The organism is Arthrobacter sp. B1805 (assembly GCF_002929745.1).
In the GTDB taxonomy this organism is placed as follows: domain Bacteria; phylum Actinomycetota; class Actinomycetes; order Actinomycetales; family Micrococcaceae; genus Arthrobacter_D.
In genome coordinates, this window is record NZ_PJIQ01000005.1 from 192,739 (window position 1) to 218,421 (window position 25,683).

Consider the following 25,683-nt stretch of genomic DNA (forward strand, 5'->3'; position numbering starts at 1 on the left):
GGGTGCGGGTCGATCGAACGACGTCGACAGGCCGACGAATACTGTCCGTGAACGGGACTACCCTAGGATCATGACTTTTGTGCTGTCACGCGTCGGTCTCGCCCCCGATTTCATCGAGTACACCGACGGATGGGACATGCAGAGGACCCTGCACGAGCAGGTGGTCGATGGCACCTCGCCCAGCACGGTCCTCCTGCTCGAACACACGGCTGTGTACACGGCTGGCAAGCGCACGGAGGACCACGAGCGTCCCTTCGACGGAACTCCTGTAGTTCCCGTCGACCGCGGCGGGAAGCTGACGTGGCACGGCCCGGGCCAGCTGGTCGGCTACCCGATTCTCAGGCTGCGGGATCCCGCGCGGGTGGCGGACTACGTCCACACGCTCGAAGAGGTCATCATCACCGCCCTCCGGCACTTCGGCATCGACGGCATCAGGATCGACGGCAGGTCGGGAGTGTGGTTGGCCGCGACGGACAGCAGACCGACGCGGAAGATCGCTGCCATCGGTATCCGCGTGAAGGACCGCGTGACGATGCACGGTTTCGCCGTGAACTGCAGCAACGACCTGGGGCCCTTCCAGCAGATCGTTCCATGCGGTATCAGCGACGCAGGCGTCACCTCCATCTCCAGCGAGTGCGGCCGCACCGTCACCCCGGAAGCGGTCGTTTCGCTTATCGAGGCCGAACTGCGCAAGAATGAGGCGTTGCTGGTGGGCGAGGACGACGCCGGCAGCGCCCACGACATCCCGTCAGAAGGAGCCCTACTGTGAGCCTTGCACCCGAGGGTCGCCGCCTGCTGCGCATCGAGGCGCGCAACGCCGAAACTCCGGTCGAGCGCAAGCCGGACTGGATCAAGGCGAAGGTCAACATCGGCCCCGAGTTCGTGGCGATGAAGAATCTCGTGAAGAAGGAAGGCCTGCACACCGTCTGCGAAGAGGCAGGCTGCCCCAACATCTTCGAGTGCTGGGAGGACCGGGAGGCAACCTTCCTCATCGGTGGCTCGGAGTGCACCAGGCGCTGCGACTTCTGCCAGATCGACACCGGCAAACCGCAGCCGCTCGACCGCAGCGAGCCCTTCAAGGTCGCGCAGTCGGTCAGGTCGATGAACCTGCGCTACGCGACGGTCACGGGCGTAGCCCGTGACGACCTGCCCGACGAGGGCGTATGGCTCTATGCCGAGACGATCCGCCAGATCCACAGCATGAACCCCGGAACCGGGGTGGAGATCCTCATACCGGACTTCTCCGGACGGCCCGAGCACATTGCGGCGATCTGCGATGCCGCACCGGAGGTATTCGCGCACAACGTGGAGACGGTCCCCCGGATCTTCAAGCGTATCCGTCCTGCCTTCCGCTACGAGCGCTCCCTCGACGTCATCACCCAGGGACGCGATCGAGGCATGGTGACGAAGTCGAACCTCATCCTCGGCATGGGCGAGACGCGCGAGGAGATCTCCTCAGCCCTGCGCGACCTGCACCAGGCGGGCTGTGACCTCATCACGATCACGCAGTACCTCCGCCCGAGCGAGCGACACCTGCCGGTGGACCGCTGGGTGAAGCCGGGCGAATTCGTGGAACTGAGCGAGGAGGCCGAGGAGATCGGCTTCCTCGGGGTCATGAGCGGGCCGCTGGTCCGCTCGTCCTACCGGGCAGGCCGCCTGTGGGCACGGGCGATGCGCAAGAAGGGACTGGAACTACCGGCTGAGCTCGCCCACCTGGACGAGTCGGGCTCGGCTACCCAGGAAGCATCCTCCCTCCTCGCCGGCTGACGCAGGCGCCGTGCCCACAGGTCGGCCGCTGCCGCCGTCGTGCTCCAGACATCCCGTAGAATCGAAGAACTATGTCGCACACGATTGATCCCTCAGGTTCTCCCGCGCCCAAGCGCCGTCTCTTCTCCCGGAAGCCGAAGGCCGAGAAGGGCCCGAAGAAGACCGGGCGCATGAAGCAGGTGTCCGAGGTCTTCAAGATGACGCGGCGCAACGACCCCAGCGTCGTCTGGTTCATGCTGCTCGCCTTCATCGGGATCATCGCAGTAGGTCTGCTGATCGGTCTCCTGATCGACAACGTCATCACGCTCATGATCATCGCGATCCCCCTCGCGTTCCTCGCGGCGATCTTCATCCTGTCGCGTCGTGCCGAACGCGCGGCGTTCTCGCAGATCGAGGGGAAGCCCGGTGCCGCAGGTGCTGCCCTGAGCGTTCTTCGCCGCGGCTGGATCCTGCAGGAGCAGCCGGTCGCCGTGAACCCGCGTACGCAGGACGCCGTGTTCCGGGTCATCGGCCGACCCGGCGTCATCCTGGTGTCCGAGGGACCTTCCACCCGCGTAAAGCAGCTGATCGACGGCGAGAAGCGCAAGATGGCACGCATCATCCCCAACGTGCCCGTCCACATCATCGAGAGCGGACGCGGTGAGCGGCAGGTGCCCCTCGCAAAGCTGCCGAAGACCCTGCAGAAGCTGAAGAAGTCGCTGACCAAGCAGGAGGTCTACGCCGTCGACAAGCGTCTCAGCGCGCTCGGCACCAAGCTGCCGATCCCCAAGGGTGTCGACCCCTTCAAGGCACGCCCCGACCGTAAGGCGATGCGCGGACGCTGACAACTGTCCTTCCCACGGCTGACGATCAAGAGCCCCTCCCCCTGATGGGGAGGGGCTTTTCTCATCCGCGGACCGCGCAGGCACCTGTTCGTGGTCCAGGTGGGGGACGCCGCCTAGATCCGAAAGAGCGCGGTGCCCCGGACCCGGTCATGAAGGCCCCGCTGGTCGGCGTCGATGATCAGCGCCGGAATCACGAGGCACAGCAGCACGCTGCGGAGGATCGCGGTCAGGTAGCCTGCCGGGCGGCCATCGAGTGTCTGCACCTGGAGACGCAGGAGGCGGTGCCCGATGCTGTAGCCGAAGAAGCCGACGAACAGGATCTGCTCCACCAGGAAGATCGAGAGCGTCGCGAATCCGTCGTATCCGAAGAAGGCGGCGGAGAGGAGCGAACAGATCACCCAGTCGATGAGGAGCGCGCCCGCCCTGGGGCCGAACCGGGCGATCGACCCCGGACCTGACTCGGGCCGCCCGAGCCTCTGGCCGGGCCACTGCTGGCTGCCCGACGGCGACGGGCCTTCCATCCACGAGCCGATATCACGTCTGTTCACCACGCTGTCAGCCTACCGGCGAGCGGGCGCATTATGCCCGCATGGAGTTCAGGGCGCTAGGCTGGGAGGCGCAGTTGCCCTCATGTAACGTCCCGGAAACAAAGACGACACCAGCGAGAAACTGCCCGCTCCTACAGTTGGGACGAGTCGGCGGCAGCGTCCCTGCCATAGCTCGTGACATCCCGTGCGGTGCAGGGACACGCGCTGGCGCCGGGTCTTTCCCCAGCCATGCGTTAGGAGCATGAATCGATGTTTAAGAATGCGGACGAGGTCCTCAAGTTCATCGCCGACGAAGACATCAGGTTTGTCGATGTCCGGTTCACCGACCTCCCGGGGGTGCAGCAGCACTTCAACGTTCCCGCCAAGTCTGTCGATGCCGACTTCTTCATCCACGGGCAGCTCTTCGACGGATCCTCGATCCGCGGTTTCCAGGGCATCGCGGAGTCGGACATGCAGCTCATCCCGGACGTGACGACGGCGTTCGTCGACCCGTTCCGGACGGAGAAGACCCTCGCCCTCAACTTCTCGATCGTCAACCCACGCACCGGTGATCCCTACCACCGTGACCCCCGCAGCGTCGCCGAGCGCGCTGAGGCATATCTCTCCTCCACCGGCATCGCGGACACCGCGTTCTTCGCTCCCGAGGCCGAGTTCTTCATCTTCGACAACGTCCAGTACGAGTCGTCCCCACAGGGCAGCTTCTACAAGGTGGACTCGATCGAGGCGCCCTGGAACAGCGGCCGCGAGGAAGTGGGCGGCAACCTCGGCAACAAGACGCCGTTCAAGGGCGGATACTTCCCGGTCTCGCCCGTCGACAAGCAGGCCGATCTCCGCGACGCGATCTGCGTCGAGCTGGACAAGGCCGGTCTGGAGGTGGAGCGCTCGCACCACGAGGTCGGCGGTGCCGGTCAGGCGGAGATCAACTACAAGTTCACCACCATGACCCACGCGGCGGACGACCTCCAGAAGTTCAAGTACATCGTCAAGAACGTCTCCAACGCCTGGGGCAAGTCGGCCACCTTCATGCCCAAGCCCATCTTCGGTGACAACGGGTCGGGCATGCACTGCCACCAGTCGCTGTGGAGCGACGGACAGCCCCTGTTCTATGACGAGCGCGGCTACGCCGGCCTGTCCGACATGGCGCGCTGGTACATCGGCGGCCTCCTGAAGCACGCATCCGCCGTGCTCGCTTTCACCAACCCGACGGTGAACTCCTACCGCCGACTGGTCAAGGGCTTCGAAGCTCCGGTGAACATGGTCTACTCGCAGGGCAACCGCTCCGCAGGAATCCGCATCCCCATCACGGGGTCCAACCCGAAGGCCAAGCGCATCGAGTTCCGCGCGCCGGACCCCTCGTCGAACCCCTACCTCGCCTTCGCCGCGCAGCTCATGGCGGGCCTGGACGGCATCAAGAACCGCATCGAGCCGGCTGAGCCCATCGACAAGGACCTCTACGAGCTGCCCGCCGAGGAAGCCAAGGACATCCAGAAGGCGCCCGGATCGCTTGAAGAAGCCCTCCTTGCCCTCGAAGCGGACAACGAGTTCCTGCAGGCCGGCGACGTCTTCACGCAGGACCTGATCGACACCTGGATCGAGTACAAGCGCGAGATGGAGATCAAGCCGCTCTCACTGCGCCCGAACCCCTACGAGTTCGAGCTCTACTACGGCGTCTAGCAGCTGACGGGCCGGAGGCGGAGTTGGGCCGTCGACAGTCCGCATGACCTGCTCAAGCTGTTTCGAAGGTCCCTCCCGTCCGATGACGGGAGGGACTTTTGCGTTGTAGTAGCACTCCCCGAGAGGCCGGTGGCGGAACCGGCTCGGGGCCTGTGGCGGAACAGGCAGGGTGGCCTGTGGCGGAACAGGCAGGGTGGCCCGGGCCCCAGGTCCGGAAGAGTCCGCCCCCTTGGACCTTCCTGGTCTCACATCCGGGGATTGAGCAGGCTGGAGGCGCTGCGAGTGAATGCGTGGCTCCAGCTGCCGTCCGCATCGGTGGTGGTGACGAGCTGGAGCGTCGGGTCGGTGAAGCCGATGAGGTGCATCAGCGCCTCGGCGGATGTCTCGCCCAGCTCGGCGTCGTTCTGGTCGTCACGGAGGACGGCGACCAGTTCGCCCTCGGCAGGGGATTCGATCGTTGCGACGGAGCAGGCCCAGCGTGCCTCCGTATCCTCGCAGGCTCCCGCCCAGTCCGGGACTCCCAGACGCGTCAGGGCGGTGCGTTCCCACGCGGCCGCACGGTCGGACGCCGGATCCCCGACAGGGTCGGGAGCCCCGGCGGCGCCGTCGTCCTGTTCCCCGGCTTCGCCTGCCTGCGGAGCCGGGGGGCTTTCGGGGGCCGGTTCCGCTGCCGGGGCCTCGGCAGGTGCCGGGGCAGGGGCGGCAGGTCCCCGCATGGTCCCCGCGAGCGTGATGCCGGCGACGACGACCCCGGCGCAGAACAGCAGGGCGGCCGCAATCAGTGTCAGGGACCTGAGGCGGCCGGCTGTCGGAGGGCCCGCGCGTCGTCCAGCCACTGCCACTCCTCGATCGAGCGTTGATCCGGTTCCGCAACTCTATGTCCACCGGCCGAGGTCTGTATAGGAATCGGTCAGCGGAGCCGAGAGCGGAGTCCGTGCAGCTAGTACCCGTAGAAGTGCCGTTCGAAGACCGCACGGCTGCGGCGTGTCGCCCGCAGGTAGTCCTCCTCGAGCTCGGAGCCACTGCCCGGTCCGTAACCGCACCACCGCGCCACCGCTTCGAGGTCCCGGCGGGGGGACGGCAGCAGGTCGGATCCGCGCCCGGTCCAGATGACGTTCGCCGCCCGGATCCGCGTAGCGAGGTTCCAGCTCTCGCGCAGCGTGACGACGTCCTCCGTCGGCAGCAGGCCCTCTGCCTCGATCACCTCGAGGGCCGCGAGCGTGGACTGCACGCGCAGGGCCGGGATCGCATGCGCGTGCTGCAATTGGAGGAGCTGCACGAGCCACTCGACGTCACTGAGGGCACCGCGACCCAGTTTGAGGTGGCGTGACGGATCGGCACCACGGGGTAGCCTCTCCGCCTCCACCCGGGCCTTGATGCGTCGGATCTCGCGGACGTCGGACTCGCCGAGCTCCTGCGGATATCGCACGGGTCCGATCAGGTCCAGAAACTCGGCCGCCAGGTCGTCGTCGCCGGCCAGGGGCCGCGCCCGAAGGAGCGCCTGCGCCTCCCAGACGAGCGACCAGCGGCGGTAGTACTCCCGGTAGGAATCGATGGAGCGCACCATCGCACCCTGCTTGCCCTCTGGCCGGAGGGCTGCGTCGATCTCCAGCACGCGCTCGGCGAGGACCGGCGGCTTGCACGGCTGGGTCAGCAGGGCGGCCAGGCGCGCCACGATCGTCTCGGCCTGCTTCTGCGCCGTCGACTCGTCGACGCCGGGGAAGGGCCGGTGCACGTAGATCACGTCGGCGTCGGAACCGTACGTGATCTCCCTGCCTCCCTGCCGACCCATCGCCATGACGACGACGTCGGTGAGCTGCTCCTCCTGCGAGAAGACCTGGTTCTCCGCTACGTGCAGGGCTCCGAGGACAGCAGCACGATCGGTGTCCGCAAGGGCCGCTCCGACCTCCGCCTGCGAGAGCAGGTTCGAGCTGTCGGCAATGGCGATGCGCAGAAGCTCACGGCGGCGGATGAGCCGGATCAGCCGGATCGCCTCACCAGGCTCGGGGTGCCGGGACATCTTCGACTGGATCTCCTGCCACTGTTCGTCGAAGGTCTCGGGCACCAGCGCCGCGTCGGAACCGAGCCACTGCGTGGACTCGGGCGAGACCTCCAGCAGGTCGGTGATGAAACGGCTGCTGGACAGGACGGCGCAGAGACGTTCGGCCGCCGCGTTGGAATCGCGGAGCATGCCGAGGTACCAGTGGCTCTCGCCGAGGGACTCGCTGAGGCGGCGGAACCCCAGCAGGCCGGCGTCAGGATCGACGCCGTCCGCGAACCAGGCCAGGAGGATGGGCAGCAGCTGCTTCTGCAGCAATGCGCGGCGCCGCAGCCCTCCCGTGAGTGCCTCGATATGGCGCATGGCACCGCGGGGGTCCTGGTAGCCGAGAGCCGCCAGCCGGGCCTGCGCAGCCTCTGCTGTCAGCTGGACGTCCTCGGGCTGCAGGGTCGCCGCGTTGTTGAGCAGTGGGCGGTAGAAGATCGCCTCATGGAGGCGCTTGACGAGCCGTCGGGTCCGCTGCCACTTCTCGTGCAGGCTCTGCGCACTCGGGCGCACGGTCACCATGCATCCCTCGGAGGACCGGGCCAGCGCGCGCAGGGCGCTCTCGTCCTCCGGCATGAGGTGCGTCCGACGCATCTGCATGAGCTGGATCCGGTGCTCGAGGACACGAAGGTAGCGGTAGGCGTCATCGAGGTCGAGGGCATCCGATCGACCGATGTACCCGGCCGAGCTGAGCGCAGCGATGGCGGCGACGGTATCCCGGACCCGCAACGACTCATCCAGGCGCCCGTGCACGAGTTGGAGCAGTTGTACCGTGAACTCGACGTCGCGCAGGCCGCCTGGTCCGAGCTTGAGCTGGCGTGCCTCCTCGTCGCGCGGAATGTTGTCGGTGACACGTCGCCGCATCGCCCTGACCGCCTCCACGAACCCCTCGCGCTGCGAGGATGCCCAGACGAAGGGGGCGATGGCCTCCTCGTAGCGCCGGCCGAGCTCCGGATCCCCCGCCGCGGCCCGCGCCTTCAGGAGCGCCTGGAACTCCCACGTCTTCGCCCACCGCTCGTAGTAGGACACATGTGACTGGAGCGTCCGGACGAGCTGTCCGTCCTTACCCTCGGGCCGAAGGTTCGCGTCGACCTCCCACAGCGCCGGTTCCGGGCCGGGCGAGTACACGCCCCGGGACATCCCGGAGGCCAGCCCTGTCCCGATCCTCGTCGTGGTCGTGTCGTCGAGGCCCTCCCCCTCGACCACGTAGACCACGTCGACGTCGGAGATGTAGTTCAGCTCCCGCGCTCCGCACTTGCCCATCGCGATCACGGCGAGCTTGACCCGCGCGAGGACATCGTGTCCGTACACCTCACCGAGTTCGGCACGTGCGACGGCGAGGGATGCCTCGAGCGCTGCGGCGGCCAGGTCGGCGAGCTCCCGCGCAACGACCGGGAGGTAGTCCACGGGCGAGCAGTGGCCGAGGTCCCGGACAGCGAGGTCCGTCAGGTGCCGCCGGTACGCCACCCGCAGGCTCTTGTACGCGTCCACGCCGCTCACGCCGGCCACCGGGTTGTCCTCGTCCGGATCGGCGTCGACGGAGCACAGCAACGCGGCCCGCAGCTCTCCCGGCGTCACCACCGCGGGCGACGCCGGACCTGGACGGACGACGTCGAGGTGCTCGGGATGGCGCATGAGGAACTCGCCGAGGGCCTCGGAGGCGCCCAGGAGCCTGAACAGCGCCCTCCGCCGGCCGTCGTCGGAGAAGGCGGCGGACGCAGCCTTCCGACTGACCGCGAGCAGCCGCACGAAGGACTGCAGCGCCAGGTCCGGATTGGCGGCTGCAGAAAGCCCTGCGAACAGGTCGTCGTCGTTCAGCCCCTGCAGCTCCGGCGCGTCGAGGAAGCGCCTGCTCTTCTCGAGGTCGGTGAAGCCATAACTGATCAGCTTGCGGTTAAGGCTCATGCGTCAACACTAGCCAAGCAGGAGAACGGTCAGCGGGGTCAGAGGATATTGAGGTTGCGGCGCAGTTCGTACGGGGTCACCTGGATCCGGTAGTCGTGCCACTCGGCGCGCTTGTTCCGCAGGAAGTTCTCGAAGACCTGCTCCCCGAGGATGTCCGCCACCAGCTCCGAGTCCTCCATGACCCGGATGGCGTCGTGCAGGCTCGCGGGTAGCGGATCGTGTCCCATGGCGCGGCGCTCGGCGGCGGTCAGGCTCCAGACGTCGTCCTCGGCGGCGGCAGGGAGCTCGTAGCCCTCCTCGATGCCCTTCAGCCCAGCGCCCAACAGCACCGAGTAGGCGAGGTACGGGTTGCTGGCGGAATCGATGCCTCGGTACTCGATACGTGCGGACTGGCCCTTGTTGGGCTTGTAGAGCGGCACGCGAACCAGGGCCGAGCGGTTGTTGTGGCCCCAGGACAGGTAGCTGGGGGCCTCGCCCCCGCCCCACAGACGCTTGAACGAGTTGACGAACTGGTTCGTCACGGCGGTGAACTCGGGTGCGTGCCGAAGGATGCCCGCGATGAACTGGCGGGCTGTCTTGGACAACTGGAACTCGGCGCCGGCCTCGAAGAAGGCGTTGGTGTCGCCCTCGAACAGGGAGAAGTGGGTGTGCATCCCCGAGCCCGGGTGTTCGGAGAAAGGCTTGGGCATGAAGGTCGCGTAGCTGCCCGAGGTGAGGGCGACCTCCTTGATGATCGTCCGGAAGGTCATGATGTTGTCTGCCGTCTGCAGCGCGTCGGCGTACCGGAGGTCGATCTCGTTCTGGCCGGGGCCGGCCTCGTGGTGGCTGAATTCGACCGAGATACCCACCGATTCGAGCATGGCCACGGCGGTGCGGCGGAAATCCTGGGCGACACCGCCCGGGACGTGGTCGAAGTAGCCGGCCTGGTCGACCGGCACCGGCTGGCCGTCCGCGCCCAGTTCGGCCGACTTCAGCAGATAGAACTCGATCTCGGGGTGCGTGTAGCACGTGAAGCCCATGTCGGCGGCTTTCGCCAGTGTCTTCTTGAGGACGCCGCGGGGATCGGCATTCGACGGCTGACCGTCCGGGGTGAGGATGTCGCAGAACATCCGGGAGGTCTGCTCCTTGTCACCGCGCCACGGCAGGATCTGGAAGGTCGAGGGATCCGGCTGTGCCAGCATGTCCGACTCGTACACGCGTGCGAGGCCCTCGATGGACGAACCGTCGAACCCGAGACCCTCCTCGAAGGCTCCCTCTACTTCCGCGGGTGCGAGGGCGACGGACTTCAGGGAACCGACGACGTCGGTGAACCACAGGCGCACATAACGGACGTCACGCTCCTCGATCGTTCGCAGTACGAACTCCTGCTGCCGGTCCATGACCACCCTCATTCCTTGAATCGTCGCCGACGCCGCCCTGGCGGGCGGCGGGCTGTCCATGCCCGACATCGTGCACGTTCGGCACCGTCGATCGAGGCACACCTCCCCGCCGGCGCACCCACGGTACGCCGGGCACGCGAGCGCCTGCCGTCAACACTCTACTGACCCGTACGGGCAGTTCGCGGCTGGCGGCCCTGCCCATTCTGGCGTGCCCATGTTAACGGGCAGTTACGCGGGCCCTGCCGACGGAAGGACCCGCCCTCCGCCGGCAACGCTCCACCTGCTATCACCGGAAGGCGCCTGCATACGGTCCGATAGTCTCGTGGCATGACTTCCGCTGAACTGCCTGCTCCCTACGGAGAGGGAACGGCCCCGACGCCGGCTTCGCCGGTGGGTGCTCCTGCCGCTGCGAAACCGACCGGCAAAGTTCGCATCCACCACCTGCAGCAGGCCAAGGACCAGGGCACCCGCTTCGCGATGCTGACGGCCTACGACCAGTACGCGGCGCAGGTGTTCGACGAGGCCGGCATCGATGTCCTCCTCGTCGGCGACTCCGCGGCCAACAACGTCCTGGGGCACGCCACGACCCTGCCGATCACCCTCGACGAGATGATCCTCTTCAGTCGCGCGGTGAGCAGGGCCGCGACCCGGGCCCTCGTCGTCGCGGACCTGCCCTTCGGCAGCTATGAGGTCTCCCCCGCGCAGGCAGTGGAGTCCTCCGTCCGGCTGCTCAAGGAGGGCTTGGTGCATGCCGTGAAGATGGAGGGCGGAGCCGACTACGCCGATACCGTCCGCGCCCTCGTCCGGGCAGGTATCCCCGTCATGGCGCACATCGGATTCACCCCACAGAGCGAGCACGCCCTCGGCGGCTACCGCGTGCAGGGCCGGGGAGACGCCTCCCAGCGTGTTGTCGACGACGCCGTCGCCCTTGCGGACGCCGGCGCCTTCTGCGTGCTGATGGAGATGGTCCCTGCGGAGACGGCCGACGCCGTCGAGGCAGCCGTCCGCGTGCCCACGATCGGGATCGGCGCGGGCTCCGGCACGACGGGCCAGGTGCTCGTCTGGCAGGACATGGCGGGCCTTCGGGGCGGGCGGCAGGCGAGGTTCGTCAAGCAGTACGCCGACCTCCGCACCGTCCTCGCGGACGCAGCGAAGGCATACGCGGACGATGTCCGCGCAGGTACCTTCCCGGGTCCGGGGCACGCCTTCTAGCCGGCGAGCACTCGGGAAGGACGGGGCCGGCTGGCTAGTCGTCGTCCTTGTCCCAGGCCTCGTTGCGCTGCTGGACCTTCTCGAGCGCCTTCTCCGCCTCCGCCCTTGTGGCATATGGCCCGATCAGCTGCGACCAGTCCGATTGGCGGTCCTCCTCGACCTCGTGCGTGCGCACATTGAACCAGTACTCCGTCATACCGACCTCCTAGATCCAGGGCACGGGCCGTGTCACCCGCCGATCCAGACGACGTCGGCATTCAGGCGCCGACTCCGCCCGCTATAGGATCAAGGGTATGCCCCTGCCTTCCGCCACCGCTCCCCTCGGGACCTTGACACCCGGCACGATCTCGCCCCGCCGCCCCGTTCCGCCGAGCATCCCCCGCCCCGAATACGTGGGCCGCAAGGCTCCCGCACCCTTCACCGGTTCCGAGGTGAAGACGCCGGAAACCATCGAGAAGATCCGCGTCGCCAGCAGGATCGCCGCGCAGGCCATCGTCGAGGTCGGCAACCACGCGAGGCCCGGCGTCACGACGGACGAGCTCGACCGGATCGGCCACACCTTCCTGCTCGACCATGGGGCGTACCCGTCGACCCTGGGGTACCGGGGCTTCCCGAAGTCGCTCTGCTCGTCGCTCAACGAGGTCATCTGCCACGGCATCCCGGACGACACGGTGATCGAGGACGGCGACATCCTGAACATCGACATCACCGCATACAAGGACGGCGTCCACGGCGACACGAACTACACGTTCTGCATCGGCGACGTCGACGAGGAATCGCGGTTGCTCGTCGAGCGCACCCAGGAGTCCCTGAACCGCGCCATCCGTGCCGTCGCGCCAGGGCGGGAGATCAATGTCATAGGACGTACCATCGAGTCCTACGCCAAGCGCTTCGGTTATGGTGTTGTCCGTGACTTCACCGGGCACGGCGTCGGAGAAGCGTTCCACACGGGACTGATCATCCCCCACTACGACGCCGCTCCCGCCTACAACCGCGTCATCGAGCCGGGGATGGTCTTCACCATCGAGCCGATGCTGACGCTCGGGACCATCGACTGGACCATGTGGGCGGACGACTGGACCGTCGTCACGAAGGACCGGAAGAGGACAGCGCAGTTCGAGCACACACTCGTTGTCACCGACCGCGGTGCGGAGATCCTCACACTGCCCTGAGCATCACCGCCACCGCGCCCTGCATACTGCTACGCCCCCATCCCGGCTCACGCCGGCCCGCACTTCAACGGAGAATCATGGCCAAGGACACCGAGAAGAAGAAATCGAAGAAGCTCCCGGCAACCGTCATCGGCGTCGATATCGGCGGTACCGGAATCAAGGGCGGCATCGTCGACCTCGAGAAGGGCGTTATCGTCGGTGAGCGCTACCGCATCCCGACCCCGAAGCCTTCGACACCGGAGGCTGTCGCAGAGGTCGTCGCCCAGATCGTCACGGAACTCTCGTCGCGGCCCGAGGGTCCGGCCGCCGACGTCCCCGTCGGCGTCACCTTTCCCGCGATCATCCAGCACGGGGTCGCCCGCTCCGCCGCCAACGTCGACAAGAGCTGGGTCAACACCGATGTGGACGCGCTGTTCACGAGGGTCCTCGGCCGCGACGTCCATGTCATCAACGACGCCGACGCCGCCGGACTCGCCGAGGTCCGCTACGGAGCAGGCAAGGGCAAGATGGGCACGGTGCTCGTCATCACGCTCGGGACCGGCATCGGCTCCGCGTTCATCTTCGACGGCATACTGGTCCCCAACGCGGAGCTCGGCCACCTGGAGATCGACGGTCATGACGCGGAGACCAGGGCGTCGGCCGTCGCACGCGAACGGGACGGCATCGACTGGGACGAGTACGCCGTCCGTCTCCAGCGCTATTTCTCGCACGTGGAGTTCCTCTTCTCTCCCGAGCTGTTCATCGTGGGCGGAGGAATCTCCAAGAGGAGCAGCGAGTACCTTCCGTCGCTGCAGCTACGCACACCGATCATCCCTGCCCAGTTGAAGAACCACGCCGGTATCGTCGGTGGGGCGCTGCAGGCGGCCCTGCTCTTCAGTCCAAAGGCCTAAAACCCGAAAGAGCAGGAAGCCCGGTACGGATCCTCCGTACCGGGCTTCCTGCGTCTGCCGCGGCCCGAGGGGTCGGGCGTGGTGCCGGTGGTGGCGTCGGCTTCCCCTCCGCAGCCACCACCGGAGTCTCATGTGCGCCTACTGCGCGGTCAACGGCCTCTGCGCCCCGGTCGGGACACGCTCGTGGTCCTTCGTCTGCTGGCGCAGGGTCTGGATGGCCTCCTCGAAATCCTCGAGCGACTCGAAGCCCTGGTAGACGCTGGCGAAGCGCAGATAGGCGATCTGGTCGAGCTTGCGCAGTGGCTCGAGGATAGCCAGACCCACCTCGTGCGCATCGATCTCGGCGACACCGCTCGCTCGGACGGTCTCCTCGACCTCCTGTGCAAGGAGCGCGAGATCGTCCTCGGTCACCGGTCGGCCCTGACACGCCTTGCGGACACCGTTGATGATCTTCGAGCGGCTGAACGGCTCGCCCGCGCCCGAGCGCTTGATCACACTGAGGCTCGTCGTTTCGACGGTGCTGAAGCGTCGGCCGCACTGGGGGCACTGGCGGCGACGGCGGATCGCGGAGCCGTCGTCGGCGAGGCGGGAATCGACGACGCGGGAGTCGGGGTTGCGGCAGTACGGACAGTACACGGTTCCCCTTCCACCAGCGTGATCGGATTCCAGTCTAGAACTACATGTGGGAAAACAACAACACTGTAATTACTAGATGTAGTGGCAGGGGCCCTCGGGAGAGCTCAGAGGCCGACGCTGTCGAACCTGGCCGTGACGGCCTCCCCGTGCGCGGGCAGGTTCTCCGCCTCCGACAGGGAGACGATGGACGACGACACCTCACGAAGTGCTTCGCGTCCATAGTTCACGAGCTGCACTGCGCGCAGGAACGTGGTGACGTTCAAGCCGGAGGCAAACGCCGCCGTTCCACTCGTCGGCAGGACATGGTTCGATCCGGCACAGTAGTCGCCGAGGCTGACAGGACTGTAGGCGCCGACGAAGATGGCGCCGGCGTTGCGGATACGGCCGGCGACACCGGCCGCATCGGCCGTCTGGATCTCCAGGTGCTCCGAAGCGTAGGCGTCGCACACGGCGATACCGTGCTCGATGTCGTCCACCAGGATCACACCCGACTGCGGACCGGACAGGGCCGTCCTCACCCGGTCCGCGTGACGCGTCGCTGCTGCGCGCACCCGCAGGGCGTCGACGACGGCCAGGGCGAGGGCGTCGGAGTCGGTCACCAGCACGGAGGCTGCCTGCGGGTCGTGCTCGGCCTGGCTGACGAGGTCTGCGGCGACGAGCTCGGCGTCGGCCGTCGCATCCGCCAGCACGGCGATCTCGGTGGTGCCGGCCTCCGAATCGATGCCCACGATGCCGCGTACGAGCCGCTTGGCCGTGGCGACGAAGACATTGCCAGGGCCGGTGATGACGTTCACCGGGTCGATGGCTTCCTGGCCGGACCCGCCGTCGATGCCGTATGCGAGAGCCGCGACGGCCTGCGCACCACCCATCGCATACACCTCGGTGATTCCGAGCATCGACGCCGCGGCGAGGATCACGGGGTGCGGCCAGCCGCCGAACTCCTTCTGCGGAGGCGATGCGAGAGCGATGGAGCCGACACCGGCCACCTGCGCGGGCACCACGTTCATGACCACGGACGACGGATAGACGGCCAGGCCGCCCGGAACGTACAGGCCCACGCGGTCGACGGCGATCCACTTGTGGGTGAGGTGCGCGCCGGGCGCCACCTCCACCTCGACATCCGCCGGGACCTGCGCCTGCGCGAACAGCCGCGCTCGTCGGATGGACTCCTCGAGCGCGGCGCGGACGTCGTCGTCGAGACCGGCAACGGCAGCCCGGATGACCTCGGCCGGCACGCGGGGATGCTCCAGTTCGACGCCGTCGAAACGGCGCGCCAGGTCGCCCAGCGAGTCGAAACCGCGTGCCCGGACGTCATCGATGATGGCTTGCACCGCGGATTCGGAGGACTGCGCACTCGCCGCGGCCCGGGGCATCAGGCTCTTCAATTCGCCCGGCGACAGCATGCGTCCTCGCAGGTCGATCGTGCGGAAGTCCACGGGAGGGAAGGTGCTGGGCGCTGAATTCACCCTGAGAGTCTATCGGGACCGGGCGTCCGGCCGGTGCCGGCATGACGCTCCGTGTGCGGGCTCTAGGCGCGGATCAGCGCACCCACGAGGGCGCCATGCAGACTTCCGGGCAGGACCACTACCTCGGGAGGGATCCTCCAGCACGCTGTCAGGCCTGCCGACGAGCGAGACCTATCAGGGCGGTGACGAAGATGATCACTGCCGCGACCGCGGGCCAGATCGCGAGCGCGCCGTAGGACTGCAGGACGAAGTCCGACCCGGGCAACTCGTCACGCCCGTGCGGCCCGAGCAGGTAGGCCAGGCCCTCCCCCACGCCGAGCGCCAGGACGGACCCCACGACCGAACCGCCGACAGCGGCCAGGATCCGCGCCACGACCCCCGGCAGTTTCAGTCGGAGCGCGACGACGGTGCCGACCGCGATTCCGGCGAGGAGTTCGAGGCCCGCGAACGTGAGATCCCGGAGAACCCACTCCGTCGCGACGACGGGATCGCCGAAAAGCCGTCCGGTCGGGGCCAGGAGCCACCAGGCCACTCCGAGGGCCGCTCCCAGCAGGACCGTGGAACCCAGCCACCAGAACACCCCCGCAGGCGGTACGGAGCGCCGGTCTTCGGCGACTGCGTACACGGGAGGCGGATAGTTGGTCGAACCGGTGTCCGGCTCCTGGCTAGCGCGCATGACTTCTACATTAACAAACCGCTCATGGTTCGGGCCCCGCGCCTAGTGTGGTCGTGGCAGCGTGAGCGGCAGCTCGTCATCCGGCGGGCCGCCTGTCACCGCGTCGTCCCTTGCCGTCGATCCCCCGGAGGAACCACGTGAACGAACCGAGCACTGCGCCGGCACCGCAGCCCGCACCCGAGCTCCACGGCGAATCCTTCCGCGAGGTCTTCCGGCGCCATGCCGCCGGAGTGGCCATCATCACGGCGACCTACGAGGACGTCCCCTTCGGATTCACGGCCACATCGGTTGCCTCGCTGTCCGCCGAACCGCCCCGCTTCTCGTTCAACATGGCGCGCACGTCGTCCTCCTGGCCTGCCGTCGCGAACACGAACTTCGTGGGGGTCCACATGCTCAGCACGGAGAACGAGGGCATCGCGAACCGCTTCGCACGCACGAAGGACCGCTTCACCGGCGATCACTGGGAGCCGGGGCCGGAGGGCGTGCCGATCCTGAAGGACGTCGCCGGCTGGCTGGTGGGCCGCATCAGCATGCGCCTGTCCTTCGAGAACAACGCGGTAGTCGTCGCCGAGGTCGTGGCCGGGAACGTCGGGCCCGACGGCGCCCCCCTGCTCTACCACGGCGGCAGCTACGGCACGCCCACGGCAACTGACTACGTCATCTGACGCGCACCGCCGGGCGGGCCCCGGTACCTCCCGTCCCGCGGCACCTCCCGTCCCGCTGCCGCCCGACCCGTAGGCCCGCAGCGGCGAGGCGATCCTGATCCGGCGCCGTCAGGCGTCGAGGCAGGCGGCGCCGTCAGGCGTCGAGGCAGGCCGGCCCGAGCAGTACCTTGAGGTCCCCGAACAGGCCGGGTGTCGGATTGACGCGCAGGTCGACGCCGAGCTTCATGATCTCGACCTTGCGGGAACCGTTGAGTCTGATCAGCACCTCACTCGTGCCGGGATGGGTTCGCAGCACGTCGCCCAGCGCGGTCACGGCGGTCTCCGTGGCCTTGTGCTGCAGCATCGAGATCACCACGGGCCCCGAGTGCCCCTCGCTGAGGTCCGGCACCGTCAGTTCCTGCGCGTTGAGCATCACGGCACCGTCGTCCCGGCGCTGCAGGCGGCCGCGCACCACCACGATCAGATCCTCCGCCAGGACTGCCGAGATGGGACCGTAGACCTGCCCGAAGAACATCACCTCCATCGACCCGGCGAGGTCCTCGATCTCGGCTCGTGCATAGGCATTGCCGCTGTTCTTCGCGATCCTTCGCTGGAGGGACGTGATCATGCCGGCGATGGTGACGATCGCGCCGTCGGCCGGGCCCTCCTCGCTGATGATCGACGGGATGGACGAATCCGCGTGCTGGCTGAGGATGCCCTCGAGTCCCTGCAGCGGGTGGTCCGAGACATAGAGCCCGAGCATGTCGCGCTCGAAGGACAGCTTGTCCTTCTTGTCCCATTCCGGCAGATCGGGGACCTCCACCGACAGTCCGCCGGCGCCCATGCCGCCGTCGTCGTCGAACGCGCTGAAGAGGTCGAACTGGTTCGCCGCCTCGTTGCGCTTGAGGACGATCACGGAGTCGACGGCTTCCTCGTGGATCATGGCGAGGGCGCGGCGCGGGTGCCGTAGGGAGTCGAAGGCGCCGGCCTTGATGAGCGACTCGATGGTCCGCTTGTTGCAGACGACGGCGGGCACCTTCTGCAGGAAGTCGGAGAAGGACGTGAACGCGCCCTTCTCCTCACGGGCGCCCACCATCGCACCCACGACGTTCGCGCCGACGTTGCGGATGGCGCCCATGCCGAACCGGATGTCCTTGCCGACAGGGGTGAAGTTGACGCTGGACTCGTTGACGTCGGGTGGCAGGACGGTGATGCCCATGCGGCGGCACTCGTTGAGGTAGATGGCGAGCTTGTCCTTGTCGTCGCCCACGCTGGTGAGCAGGGCCGCCATGTATTCGGCGGGATAGTGGGCCTTGAGGTACGCCGTCCAGTAGGACACGAGACCGTAGGCAGCCGTGTGCGCCTTGTTGAACGCGTAGTCCGAGAAGGATTCCAGCACAGTCCAGAGCTTGTCCATGGCGGCCTGCGAGTAGCCGTTGGCCTTCATGCCGGCGAAGAAGTCGGCCTGCTGCTTGTCGAGCTCGGACTTCTTCTTCTTGCCCATGGCCCGCCGGAGCATGTCCGCCTGGCCGAGCGTGAAGTTCGCCAGCTTCTGCGCGGCGGACATCACCTGCTCCTGGTAGACGATGAGTCCGTAGGTCCCGCCGAGGATCTCCTCGAGCGGGCCCTCGAGCTCGGGGTGGATCGGCTCGATGTCCTGGAGCCCGTTCTTGCGCAGGGCGTAGTTCGTGTGCGAGTTCACGCCCATGGGTCCGGGTCGGTACAGCGCCAGGACGGCGGAGATGTCCTCGAAGTTGTCGGGGCGCATGAGCTTCAGCAGGGACCGCATGGGTCCGCCGTCGAGCTGGAAGACACCCAGGGTGTCGCCGCGGGCGAGCAGCTCGTAGGACTCCTTGTCGTCGAGCTCGAGCTCCTCGAGCACGAGGTCCGTGTCCTTGTTCGCCTTGATGTTCTCGACGGCGTCCGTGATGATCGTCAGGTTCCTCAGGCCGAGGAAGTCCATCTTGATCAGTCCGAGCCCCTCGCAGGTGGGGTAGTCGAACTGCGTGATGATCTGGCCGTCCTGCTCGCGGCGCATGATCGGGATGATGTCGATCAGCGGGTCGGACGACATGATGACGCCCGCGGCGTGCACGCCCCACTGCCGCTTCAGGCCCTCGAGCCCCAGCGCCGTCTCGAAGACCTTCGCGGAGTCCGCGTCGGTCTTCAGGAGCTCGCGCAGCTCCTCGGCCTCCGAGTAGCGCTTGGCGTCCTTGTTGTGGACGTCGGCCAACGCGAGGCCCTTGCCCATCACGTCCGGCGGCATGGCCTTGGTGAGCCGCTCGCCCGTCGAGAACGGATAGCCCATGACACGCGAGGAGTCCTTGAGGGCCTGCTTCGCCTTGATGGTGCCGTAGGTGACGATCATCGCCACGCGCTCGTCGCCGTACTTCTCCGTCACGTACCGGATCACCTCGGACCGGCGACGATCATCGAAGTCGACGTCGAAGTCGGGCATGGACACGCGCTCGGGGTTGAGGAAGCGCTCGAAGATGAGCCCGTGCTTGAGCGGGTCGAGGTCCGTGATGCGCATGGCGTACGCCACCATGGAGCCCGCACCGGAGCCTCGGCCCGGACCCACGCGGATCCCGTTGTTCTTGGCCCAGTTGATGAAGTCGGCAACAACGAGGAAGTAGCCCGGGAAGCCCATCTGCGTGATGACGCCCACCTCGAACTCCGCCTGCTTGCGGACGTCGTCGGGCACGCCTGCCGGATAGCGGTACTGCAGGCCCGTCTCGACTTCCTTGACGAACCAGGACTGCTCGTTCTCCCCCTCGGGCACCGGGAAGCGCGGCATGTAGTTGGCCTTGGTGTTGAATTCGACATCGCACCGCTCGGCGATGAGCAGCGTGTTGTCGCAGGCCTCGGGATAGTCGCGGAAGATCGCGCGCATCTCGGCAGGGGACTTCAGGTAGAACTCGTCGGCGTCGAACTTGAAGCGCTTGGGGTCGGCGAGGGTGGAACCGGACTGGACGCAGAGAAGCGCGGCGTGGGCCTTCGAGTCCTCGGCGTGCGTGTAGTGGAGGTCGTTCGTGGCGACGAGCGGCAGCCCGAGCTCCTTCGCGAGCTTGATCAGGTCCGCCTTCACGTTCCGCTCGATGTCGAGCCCGTGGTCCATCAGCTCGCAGAAGTAGTTCTCCGCCCCGAAGATGTCCCGGAAGTCCGATGCCGCCTGCTTCGCCTCGTTGTAGAGACCGAGTCGGAGCTTCGTCTGCACTTCGCCCGAGGGGCAGCCCGTGGTCGCGATCAGGCCCTTGCCGTAGGTCTGCAGGAGGTCGCGGTCCATGCGGGGCTTGTACAGGTAGCCCTCGAGGGAGGCGAGGGAGGACATCCGGAAGAGGTTGTGCATCCCCTCGGTCGTCTCGGACCAGAGGGTCATGTGGGTGTAGGCGCCGGCACCGGACACGTCGTCGCGCCCACCACCGCCCCACTGCACACGCGTGCGGTCATTGCGGGCGGTACCCGGGGTGAGGTAGGCCTCGACCCCGATGATCGGCTTGATACCGGCACTGTTGGCCTTGCTCCAGAAGTCGAAGGCCCCGAAGACGAACCCGTGGTCCGTCGTCGCGAGGGCGTTCATCCCGAGTTCCTCGGTGTGGCTGAACAGGTCCGTCAGTCGCGCTGCTCCGTCGAGCATCGAGTACTCGGTGTGGTTGTGAAGATGGACGAACGAGTCTGTTGATGCAGGAATAGCCACCCCCCAAGTCTAGTGCTCCTGCACCCGACCGGCCGTCGCGGGACTATCCCCCGACGTCGCTCCGGCGTGTCACACGAGACCGTTGGACAGGGCCGTCAGGGCGTAGGCGAGATCGACCGGGTAGGGGCTCGAGACCGAGACCGGCTCCCCCGTCCGGGGGTGGCTGAAGCCCAGTCGATGGGCGTGCAGCCACTGCCGGGTCAGGCCGAGCTCCGCGGCCAGTCGGGGGTCTGCCCCGTAGGTCAGGTCACCAGCGCAGGGATGCCGGAGCGCCGAGAAGTGCACGCGGATCTGGTGCGTCCTGCCGGTCTCGAGGTGGACCTCGACGAGACTGGCCCGGCCGAACGCCTCGAGCACCTCGTAGTGGGTCACCGAGTCACGGCCGCCCTCCATGACGGCGAATCGCCACTCGTGATGGGGGTGGCGCCCGATGGGGGCGTCGATCGTGCCCTTGAGCGGCTCGGGGAGACCCTGCACGACGGCGTGGTAGACCTTCTCCACGGTGCGCTCCTTGAAGGCGCGTTTCAGGGCGGTGTAGGCGGGCTCGGTCTTCGCGACCACCATCGCCCCCGACGTGCCGACGTCGAGCCGATGCACGATCCCGACGCGCTCGGGGGCGCCGGAGGTCGAGATGCGGTACCCGGCAGCGGCGAGGGCACCGACGACCGTCGGTCCCACCCACCCCGGCGAGGGGTGCGCGGCGACGCCGACAGGCTTGTCGACGACGACGAAGTCGTCGTCGTCGAGGAGGATGCCCATGCCGTCGACCGCTTCCGGGATGATCCGGTGCTTGTCCTCGGGGTCCGGCAGGTCCACATCGATCCGCTCGCCGGCCTGAACCCGATCGGACTTCGCCAGGCGGGAACCGCTCCTCAGGACGCGACCGTCGGCGCACCACTGGGCGACTGCCGATCGGGACACCTCGAGCAGGCGCGCCAGGGCCGCGTCGACCCGGCTACCGCCGTCGGCCTCCGGGATCACGAGGTGCTGTGGTTCACCTGCCATCGTCATCCGTACCCTCGCCCCGCGTGCCCGGTGGGACATCGTCCGTCGCCGAACCGGCTGTGGAGGTTTCCGCGGTTTCTCCCTCTGTGCTGCGCTTGCCGTCCATGCCGATGCCGCGCAGGGTCAGCAGGCAGATGAGTCCGACGCCGCTGACGACGGCCGAGTCGGCGATGTTGAAGATCGCGAAGTTGGGTAGGGCGATGAAATCCACGACATGCCCCTGACCGAAGGAAGGTTCCCTGAACAGCCGGTCGGTCAGGTTGCCGAGAGCACCTCCGAGGACCAGACCGAGCGCGATGGACCATCCCCACGACGCGACCTTCCGCACCTGCAGCACGATGGCAGTCGCGACGACCACCATGATGATCGTGAAGACCCAGGTGTAGTCGGTGCCGATCGAGAACGCCGCCCCGGGATTACGGATGAAGCGCCACGTGAGCAGCGGTGGAAGAACCGGCGTCACCTGTCCCTCGGTCATCGTCGCCACGACCCACCATTTCGTGAGCTGGTCGAAGATGTACGCGACGAGCGTGCACAGGAGCATGACGACGCCGTAGCGTGCCGCGGGCCTGCGCACGTGCCCGGATTCGCCGGCAGGAGCGACGCGCCCGCCACTGTGGGCACCGGCACCTTCAGTTCTGTTCGCGGCAGCGCCAGGCGCCTGGGACGGGTTGCTCGCGGTGTCCGGCTCGGGCGTGGAGTCGGCTGGCTGGTGCTCGTTCACGGTCCATCCAAGGTGTAGGCGCGGGTGGGTGGCCAGGGAGATCGACGACGGAAGGGCCGGCCCCCGGGGTTCCACCCCGGCAACCGGCCCTTCCACTGGCCCGACGGGTGTCGGACCGAACGTCCTGCTAGGAGGCCCTAGGAGGCCGAGGTGTCGGAGGCCAGCGAACCGCGGGCGTCCAGGTCGCGAAGCTGACCCTCGATGTAGGCCTTCAGGCGCGAGCGGTAGTCCCGCTCGAAGCTGCGCAGCTGTTCGACCTTGCGCTCGAGCACTGCCTTCTGCTGCTCGAGGTCGCCGAGGGTCTTGCGGCTCTTCTCCTGCGCGTCGTTGACGAGGCCGCTGGCTTCGATCTGCGCTTCGGCGATGATCTTGTCGCGCTGCTCGACACCCGCATTGACGTACTCGTCATGCAGGCGCTGCGCCATGGCGAGGACGCCGGCAGCGGATTCGGCGGTACCGACGGAGGCCGCGGGTGCAACCGGCGCGGGAGCTGCAGGCGCGGGGGCCGGGGTGGGCTCCTGAGCGGCCGGAGCGGGCTCGGGCGCCTTCTCCTCGACGGGGACGTCCTCGGTGTGCGTGCTGGCGGCAACCGGAGCGGGCACCGCAGAGGTCTGCGAGGTGTCGGAGGAACCGTCCGCAAGCCTGCGGCGCAATTCCTCGTTCTCCTGGTTCAGGCGGCGGAGCTCGACGACGATCTCGTCGAGGAAGTCGTCCACCTCGTCCTGGTCGTAGCCCTCGCGGAACTTCGTCGGCTGGAACCTTTTGTTGACAACGTCTTCTGGCGTCAAAGCCATCTGGTCACCTCATACTGATAGAAGCCGGCCCACCGGAAGAGCGGGCATGACTGCGGTACCGAATTGTGGACATGAACCACTGGACTCACGTCGAACTGTGAATCAGCGTATATCTTCTGGAACTGCATCACGAAACGGACTCGAACGCTAGGCGGCGAGACGCGCAGAGACCGACATCAGGATCAACACCACGATGAAGAGCACGAGGAACGCCAGGTCGAGTTGTATTCCGCCCAGACGGAGCGGCGGCATGAGCCGGCGAAGGGCCTTGATGGGCGGATCCGTCACCGAGTACACGCCGGAGGCGACAACCAGGGCGAGCTTCTGGGGACGCCAGTCACGAGCGAATCCCTGGACGGCGTCGTACACGATCCGCAGGATCAGGGCTAGCTGGAACAGCATCAGTACCAGGTAGAACAGGGCGAATACCAAACTCACGGAGCAGTTCCAGTCCTTGGGGCCTTGGTGGTCGGTGGCGACCGTGGAGGCCGCAGGGCTCAGCTCTGGTTGAAGAAGCTGGTCTGTGCTTCGCTTGCCTTCAGGTCTTCGCCGAGGACTTCAATATACGACGGCGAGAGCAGGAACACCTTATTGGTGACCCGCTCGATGCTGCCGTGGAGGCCGAAGACGAGTCCCGCCGAGAAGTCGACGAGCCGCTTCGCATCGGCTTCGCCCATGTCGGTGACGTTCATGATCACGGGGATTCCGTCGCGGAAGCTCTCACCGATCAGCTTGGCGTCGTTGTACGACCTGGGGTGGATCGTGGTGATCTGGCGCAGGGCGGCGGAATCCTCGCGCGACGACGGCGCGCGCTTGATGGGCGTCACCGGTGCGCGGTACTCCTCTGCGGGAGCAACCCGGGCCACTGCGGGAGCCGCCTCGAGGTGGCGTTCGTCGCGGTCGTAGTCCACTGTGTAATCCTCGTTCCTGCTGTGCGCGCTTTTCGCTTCGGGCTCGTAGTGCTCGTCACCATCGGCGAGCCCAAGGTAGATCATTGTCTTGCGCAGTGCGCCAGCCATGGTGACTCCTGTCATAAGAGTGTGGATTGGTGGGATACAGGGCGTGCCGCACGGGCCAGCCCGGCTGCCCGTCGTGCCGCCGTTACAGCTCAGACGCTACCCCACGGCCGGACGCGGACCGAGGACATCAGAACCAATCCTCAGGTGTGTCGCACCGGCGGCAACGGCCTCCTCGAGGTCGCCGCTCATCCCGGCCGACACCGCCGTCGCCGAGGGCTCGACGGCGCGGACGGCGGCCGAGATCGTCAGGAGCTGCTGGAACGCTGCAGCCGGCGGTGCCCCCAGCGGCGCTACCGCCATGACACCGGCGAGGCGTAGGCCGGCCGTTCCCACGACAGCTTCGGCGAGTTCGGCGGCGTCCCGGGGAAGCGCACCGCCCCGCTGGTCCGGCTGGGCGCCGGAATCGAGCGCGAACTGCAGGAAGCAATCGAGATCGGGCCGCGCGCCGAGACCGGCCCCTGCCCTCCTCGCCTGCTCGTTCGCCATCGCCTTCCCCAGCGCCCCGATGAGCGCATTCCGGTCGACCGAATGCACACTGTGCGCGTAGCGGACAACCGATTTCGCCTTGTTGGTCTGCAGTTGCCCGATGAAGTGCCAGGTCAGGGCGAGGTCCCTCAGCTCGGTCGCTTTCGCCGCTGCTTCCTGGTCCCGGTTCTCCCCCACGTCCCGCACGCCGAGGTCCACCAGGATGCGGATATCGGAGGCCGGGAAATACTTGGTCACGACGATCAGCTCCGGTTCGGGCCGCCCTTCCACCGCCGCCGCCCGGGAGATCCGAGCGCGCACGCCGCGAAGCCGCTCGTCGAGGTCGCGCGCACGTGCGAGGTCCGGCGCCGGGTCTCCCGTGCCGGAGCTCATGTCCGCCATACGAGACCGGCGATGCGGCCGGCGCCCGGTGCGCGGCGGTGCGAGTACAGCGCGCTGTTCTCGACGGTGCACAGTGCGTCTACCCCGCGCACCTCGCCGACCTTCACTCCGCCCTCCTCGAGCTGGCATCGGACGGCTGCCGGAAGGTTGAGGGCCGCAGTCCCGGTGGTCGTTCTCGACGCGGCTGCGGGGATCCCCTCCGCCATCTCGAGCATCATCGCCTCGGGGACCTCGTAGCAGGAACCGCACACCGAGGGACCGATCCAGCCTGACAGGTCCTGCGCACCGCCGGCACGCAGCACGTGGATGGCCTGTGCGATCACCCCGTTGCCGACTCCGGCACGACCCGCGTGCACCACGGCCGTGGCGCCCGTACCGCCGTCGTCGACGGAGGCATCCGCGAGCACGATCGGCACGCAGTCGGCCACGAGGACGGCCAGTGGCTCATGCCCGCTCCGGGACACGAGCCCGTCCGCGTCGGGCGCGTCTGCAGCGCCGTCCCCGACCGTCGCCACCCTGTTGGAATGCGTCTGGCTCATGAAGCGCAGCGAGCCCGGGGCGATTCCCATCGCAGCCTCGAGCAGGCGGCGGTTGTTTCGGACCCCAGCCGGATCATCGCCGACATGCAGGGCGAGGTTGCCCGCCTCCACGGAGGTGAAGGCGACCCGGAGACCAGGACGGACCTCCTCGTTCCAGTAGAACGGGGAGGTCCGCTCCGGACCGACGATTGAGCGCACCAA

24 protein-coding genes are annotated in these 25,683 nt (G+C 67.4%); 8 read left to right on the forward strand and 16 right to left on the reverse strand.

The features are described 5' to 3' along the window. The first annotated feature begins 70 nt into the window (after positions 1-70). The 3 genes from lipB to CXQ96_RS07735 all read left to right on the forward strand — a co-directional run bounded on the left by lipB (position 71) and on the right by CXQ96_RS07735 (position 2,591). Positions 71-769, forward strand: a complete 699-nt coding sequence (gene lipB / locus CXQ96_RS07725) for a lipoyl(octanoyl) transferase LipB (RefSeq protein ID WP_104117455.1) — start codon at positions 71-73, stop codon at positions 767-769. Beyond that, positions 766-1,767 (forward strand): lipoyl synthase, encoded by a 1,002-nt coding sequence (lipA, locus tag CXQ96_RS07730; protein ID WP_104117456.1) that lies wholly within the window; start codon positions 766-768, stop codon positions 1,765-1,767. Before lipB ends, lipA begins: the two co-directional genes overlap by 4 nt. Before the next feature lie 71 nt (positions 1,768-1,838). Beyond that, on the forward strand, positions 1,839-2,591 hold the full coding sequence (locus tag CXQ96_RS07735) for a DUF4191 domain-containing protein (RefSeq protein WP_104117457.1): 753 nt from the start codon (positions 1,839-1,841) through the stop codon (positions 2,589-2,591). 113 nt (positions 2,592-2,704) lie between these two features. On the opposite strand, the gene CXQ96_RS07740 is transcribed toward CXQ96_RS07735, so the two are convergent. Then, positions 2,705-3,142 (reverse strand): RDD family protein, encoded by a 438-nt coding sequence (locus tag CXQ96_RS07740; RefSeq protein WP_104117458.1) that lies wholly within the window; start codon positions 3,140-3,142, stop codon positions 2,705-2,707. Positions 3,143-3,388: 246 nt separating this feature from the next. Between CXQ96_RS07740 and glnA (CXQ96_RS07745) the strand changes: the two genes are divergently transcribed. Beyond that, a complete protein-coding gene (gene glnA, locus CXQ96_RS07745; RefSeq protein ID WP_104117459.1) occupies positions 3,389-4,813 on the forward strand; it encodes a type I glutamate--ammonia ligase in 1,425 nt (474 codons plus the stop codon). Between the two features lie 245 nt (positions 4,814-5,058). Here the strand turns inward: glnA (CXQ96_RS07745) and CXQ96_RS18375 are convergent, their stop codons facing one another. From CXQ96_RS18375 to glnA (CXQ96_RS07760), 3 genes are all read right to left on the reverse strand, one after another. Further along, positions 5,059-5,649, reverse strand: coding sequence for a hypothetical protein (locus tag CXQ96_RS18375; RefSeq protein WP_181036395.1), 591 nt, complete (start codon positions 5,647-5,649; stop codon positions 5,059-5,061). A 104-nt stretch (positions 5,650-5,753) separates the two neighbouring features. Further along, positions 5,754-8,762: a bifunctional [glutamine synthetase] adenylyltransferase/[glutamine synthetase]-adenylyl-L-tyrosine phosphorylase gene (locus CXQ96_RS07755; RefSeq protein ID WP_104117460.1), complete on the reverse strand. Its 3,009-nt coding sequence runs from the start codon at positions 8,760-8,762 to the stop codon at positions 5,754-5,756. 38 nt (positions 8,763-8,800) lie between these two features. Further along, positions 8,801-10,141: a type I glutamate--ammonia ligase gene (glnA, locus tag CXQ96_RS07760; protein WP_104117542.1), complete on the reverse strand. Its 1,341-nt coding sequence runs from the start codon at positions 10,139-10,141 to the stop codon at positions 8,801-8,803. Positions 10,142-10,468: 327 nt separating this feature from the next. Between glnA (CXQ96_RS07760) and panB the strand changes: the two genes are divergently transcribed. Then, the gene (panB, locus tag CXQ96_RS07765) at positions 10,469-11,353 is read left to right on the forward strand and encodes a 3-methyl-2-oxobutanoate hydroxymethyltransferase (RefSeq protein WP_104117461.1); all 885 of its coding nucleotides are present in this window, start codon (positions 10,469-10,471) and stop codon (positions 11,351-11,353) included. Between the two features lie 34 nt (positions 11,354-11,387). Here panB and CXQ96_RS18040 read toward each other — a convergent pair whose 3' ends face one another. Beyond that, positions 11,388-11,549: an SPOR domain-containing protein gene (locus tag CXQ96_RS18040; RefSeq protein WP_137369373.1), complete on the reverse strand. Its 162-nt coding sequence runs from the start codon at positions 11,547-11,549 to the stop codon at positions 11,388-11,390. 97 nt (positions 11,550-11,646) lie between these two features. Between CXQ96_RS18040 and map the strand changes: the two genes are divergently transcribed. After that, positions 11,647-12,525 (forward strand): type I methionyl aminopeptidase, encoded by an 879-nt coding sequence (gene map / locus CXQ96_RS07770; protein WP_104117462.1) that lies wholly within the window; start codon positions 11,647-11,649, stop codon positions 12,523-12,525. A 77-nt stretch (positions 12,526-12,602) separates the two neighbouring features. Next, entirely contained in the window at positions 12,603-13,415 is an 813-nt protein-coding gene (gene ppgK, locus CXQ96_RS07775) for a polyphosphate--glucose phosphotransferase (protein WP_104117463.1), read from the forward strand. A 138-nt stretch (positions 13,416-13,553) separates the two neighbouring features. Here the strand turns inward: ppgK and nrdR are convergent, their stop codons facing one another. The 3 genes from nrdR to CXQ96_RS07790 all read right to left on the reverse strand — a co-directional run bounded on the left by nrdR (position 13,554) and on the right by CXQ96_RS07790 (position 16,193). Further along, complete coding sequence (gene nrdR, locus CXQ96_RS07780) at positions 13,554-14,051, reverse strand: transcriptional regulator NrdR (RefSeq protein WP_104117464.1); 498 nt, start codon at positions 14,049-14,051, stop codon at positions 13,554-13,556. Between the two features lie 104 nt (positions 14,052-14,155). Further along, positions 14,156-15,454, reverse strand: coding sequence for a histidinol dehydrogenase (gene hisD / locus CXQ96_RS07785; RefSeq protein ID WP_104117543.1), 1,299 nt, complete (start codon positions 15,452-15,454; stop codon positions 14,156-14,158). Positions 15,455-15,665: 211 nt separating this feature from the next. Continuing rightward, positions 15,666-16,193: a hypothetical protein gene (locus CXQ96_RS07790; RefSeq protein ID WP_104117465.1), complete on the reverse strand. Its 528-nt coding sequence runs from the start codon at positions 16,191-16,193 to the stop codon at positions 15,666-15,668. A 137-nt stretch (positions 16,194-16,330) separates the two neighbouring features. On the opposite strand from CXQ96_RS07790, the gene CXQ96_RS07795 reads away from it, so the two are divergent. Continuing rightward, a complete protein-coding gene (locus CXQ96_RS07795; RefSeq protein WP_104117466.1) occupies positions 16,331-16,858 on the forward strand; it encodes a flavin reductase family protein in 528 nt (175 codons plus the stop codon). Positions 16,859-16,991: 133 nt separating this feature from the next. On the opposite strand, the gene dnaE is transcribed toward CXQ96_RS07795, so the two are convergent. From dnaE to CXQ96_RS07835, 8 genes are all read right to left on the reverse strand, one after another. Then, positions 16,992-20,528 carry a DNA polymerase III subunit alpha gene (gene dnaE, locus CXQ96_RS07800; RefSeq protein ID WP_104117544.1) on the reverse strand — a complete coding sequence of 1,179 codons (3,537 nt, stop codon included), beginning with the start codon at positions 20,526-20,528 and terminating at the stop codon, positions 16,992-16,994. A gap of 75 nt (positions 20,529-20,603) precedes the next feature. After that, complete coding sequence (locus CXQ96_RS07805) at positions 20,604-21,539, reverse strand: RluA family pseudouridine synthase (protein ID WP_104117467.1); 936 nt, start codon at positions 21,537-21,539, stop codon at positions 20,604-20,606. Then, positions 21,529-22,116 (reverse strand): signal peptidase II, encoded by a 588-nt coding sequence (gene lspA / locus CXQ96_RS07810; RefSeq protein WP_258058956.1) that lies wholly within the window; start codon positions 22,114-22,116, stop codon positions 21,529-21,531. Before lspA ends, CXQ96_RS07805 begins: the two co-directional genes overlap by 11 nt. A 284-nt stretch (positions 22,117-22,400) precedes the next feature. Beyond that, complete coding sequence (locus tag CXQ96_RS07815) at positions 22,401-23,057, reverse strand: DivIVA domain-containing protein (protein ID WP_104117468.1); 657 nt, start codon at positions 23,055-23,057, stop codon at positions 22,401-22,403. Between the two features lie 147 nt (positions 23,058-23,204). After that, complete coding sequence (locus tag CXQ96_RS07820; RefSeq protein WP_104117469.1) at positions 23,205-23,495, reverse strand: YggT family protein; 291 nt, start codon at positions 23,493-23,495, stop codon at positions 23,205-23,207. A gap of 59 nt (positions 23,496-23,554) precedes the next feature. After that, complete coding sequence (locus CXQ96_RS07825; protein WP_104117470.1) at positions 23,555-24,076, reverse strand: cell division protein SepF; 522 nt, start codon at positions 24,074-24,076, stop codon at positions 23,555-23,557. Between the two features lie 96 nt (positions 24,077-24,172). Further along, positions 24,173-24,934 carry a YggS family pyridoxal phosphate-dependent enzyme gene (locus CXQ96_RS07830; protein ID WP_258058940.1) on the reverse strand — a complete coding sequence of 254 codons (762 nt, stop codon included), beginning with the start codon at positions 24,932-24,934 and terminating at the stop codon, positions 24,173-24,175. Then, a complete protein-coding gene (locus tag CXQ96_RS07835; protein WP_258058941.1) occupies positions 24,931-25,680 on the reverse strand; it encodes a polyphenol oxidase family protein in 750 nt (249 codons plus the stop codon). Before CXQ96_RS07835 ends, CXQ96_RS07830 begins: the two co-directional genes overlap by 4 nt. Positions 25,681-25,683: the final 3 nt, after the last annotated feature.